This is a genomic window from Streptomyces bobili (genome assembly GCF_002154575.1).
In the GTDB taxonomy this organism is placed as follows: domain Bacteria; phylum Actinomycetota; class Actinomycetes; order Streptomycetales; family Streptomycetaceae; genus Streptomyces; species Streptomyces bobili.
Genome location: NZ_MUBA01000278.1, coordinates 1 through 2408 on the forward strand (window position 1 = coordinate 1; position 2408 = coordinate 2408).

General features: G+C 73.6%; 2 protein-coding genes and 1 pseudogene. All 3 read right to left on the reverse strand.

Annotated elements, in window-relative coordinates; genetic code table 11:
- A pseudogene (locus tag BZL64_RS22540) lies at positions 1-415 on the reverse strand (ATP-dependent helicase); the annotation flags it as partial.
- Positions 416-546: 131 nt separating this feature from the next.
- Positions 547-1140, reverse strand: a complete 594-nt coding sequence (locus tag BZL64_RS22545; protein WP_086771015.1) for a sugar kinase — start codon at positions 1138-1140, stop codon at positions 547-549.
- Positions 1137-2288, reverse strand: coding sequence for an ROK family glucokinase (locus tag BZL64_RS22550; protein WP_086771016.1), 1152 nt, complete (start codon positions 2286-2288; stop codon positions 1137-1139). The genes BZL64_RS22545 and BZL64_RS22550 overlap by 4 nt, the downstream gene beginning before the upstream one ends.
- Positions 2289-2408: the final 120 nt, after the last annotated feature.

A 2408-nucleotide genomic window follows, 5' to 3' on the forward strand; every position in this document is an offset into this window, starting at 1 on the left:
TGCCCGGCCTCACCCCGGCCCGCCAGGCGTCGTGGCCGGCCGGGGTGAGGCCGGGCAGCAGCCGGCCGCGGGCGGCGAGCCGCAGGGCGTGCAGGGCGGCGGCGCCCCAGCAGGCGGTCGCGGGGTGGGCGGCGGGGTCGTGCCGGGCACGCACCAGGAGCGGCAGGGCCGTCTCGACAGGCAGGGACAGGGCGGCGGTCTGCCGGCGGCGGACCGAGGTCCCGTGGCGGCGGACGACGGTCAGCTCCGTGAGTTCGGTGCGGCCGGCGGACGCGGCGTCGGGCAGCGGGTCTTCGTCGGGGTCCCAGAAGGCGATCCGGCCCTCGCGCGGGAGGGACGCGGGCAGGAAGACGGCGGCGAGGCGCGCGCCGATCGGCTCCGCCGGGTGACCGGCGACCGCTGTCGTGTCGCTCATACGCTGTGTCCACCTCCCGCCCGCGTGTCGGATCAGTCGTCTTCGACTCTACGGGCGGGGTCTGACAATCGGCTCCGGCCACCGCCTCGGGGTGGACGAGAAGGGCCCGCGGGGGCCGGCGCCCCGATGTCCTAGGGGACGGTGCGCGAGACGACGTACACCATCGGGAAGATCGCGTTCCCGGTGTTCACCACCACGTCCTGGGTGGGCTGGGGGGCCTTCTGCTTGCGGATGAAGCCGTAGTAGTCGCCGGGCCGGGAGCCCGGTCCGGAGAACTTCCAGCCGGTGATGGAGCGGTCGCGCTCGCTGATGGTGATGGCGTCCTTCTCCAGGTCGGACCGGCTGTGGCCGAGTGCGGCGAGGAAGTCGTCCAGTCCCTGGTGGGTGGTCTGGAACTGGACGTAGAGGCGGCTGGTGCGCCAGTTGTTCGTCTCGTAGTAGGCGACCTTGTTTGACGGGTGCGGCACCGGTACCTGGTAGAGACGCTGCTGCACCTTGGAGGGCCAGGCCTCGGTGAGGCCGGTCGCCGAGTACTTCGCCTCCTTGTCCTTGCCGCTGTCGCGGCTCTGGTTGGCGGAGATCACCAGATAGCCGGCCGGGACGCCGATGAGCAGCCCGATGATCAGCAGGGTGATCGCGCGGCGGCGGATCACGTGGCCGCGCGTCTCGGGCGGGCGGGGCGGCTCGTCCGAGGACGCGGAGCGGTGGGCCGGGGCGGCGGTCACGCGGTGTCCCGGGTGGCGCGGCGGGCGGCCTCGGCGAACCGTTCGTAGCGCTCGAAGCGCTCCACGCGGCGGCGCTTGGCGCGCCGGAAGCGGCGGGCGACCAGGCGGGCCAGGTCGGCGGCGCCGACCATGCCGGCCTCGGGGCCGAGCTGGGCGCGGACGATGCGGGCCTCGGGGCGGTAGCCGCGTCCGGTGAGCTGGCGCTTGAACGCGTCGCGCGCGGGGCCGATGAGCAGGTCGTCGGCGGCCGAGACGCCGCCGCCGATCACGAAGCAGGAGGGGTCGAGGGCGGCGGCGAGGTTGGCGATGCCGACGCCGAGCCACTGGCCGATGTCCTGGAGCAGTTCGATGCACATGGCGTCGCCGTCGCGGGCCAGCTCGGTGATCATCGGGCCGGTGATGTCACCGATGTTGCCCTTGACGTGCTCGATGATCCCGTACGCCACCGGGGAGTCCGCCGCGGCCAGCTCGCGCGCCTCTCTGACCAGCGCGTTGCCGGAGCTGTACTGCTCCCAGCAGCCGCGGTTGCCGCACGGGCAGCGGTGACCGCCGGGGACGACCTGCATGTGGCCGAACTCGCCCGCGACGCCGTACTTGCCGCGCTTGACCTGGCCGTCCTCCAGGATGGCGCCGCCGATGCCCGTCCCGAGGGTGATCATGACGAGGTGGTCCTCGCCGCGGCCCGCTCCGAAGCGCCACTCCGCCCAGGCGGCGGTGTTGGCGTCGTTGTCGACGAGGACGGGCACCGCGAGGCGGCCGGCGATGCGGTCGCGCAGCGGCTCGTTGCGCCAGGACAGGTGGGGGGCGAACAGGACCCGGTTGCGGTCGGCGTCGACCCAGCCGGCCGCGCCGATGCCGACCGCGTGCACGTCGTGCCGGTCGGACAGGTCCAGGACCAGTTCGACGATCGTGTCCTCGACGACCTTGGGGCTCTTGGACTTGTCCGGGGTCTCGGTGCGGAGCTTCTCCAGGATGTTGCCGTCCGCGTCGACGACGCCCGCCATCACCTTGGTGCCGCCGATGTCGATCCCGACCGTGGGCACGCGGGGTGCGGTCAGGTGGGAGCGGCGCTCGCGGGTGCCGACCGTGCGCAGCGCGGTGGCTCTGCGGGAGCCGATGGGGGCGGTGAGGTCGCGGTAGGTGCTCATCGTGGCCGATTCTGCCGCACGGATACCTGCGGTGCCGAACGCGGGAGGGGGCGGGTTGGTGAGTGACGTTCGCCGTCCGCGGGGTGGGTGAGCGCTGAGCGCGCCGTTCCCCGCGCCCCT

Coding starts and splice junctions, on each gene's coding strand:
- BZL64_RS22550 (WP_086771016.1), bottom strand. CDS start 2,288: ATGAGCACCTACCGCGACCTCACCGCCCCCATCGGCTCCCGCAGAGCC.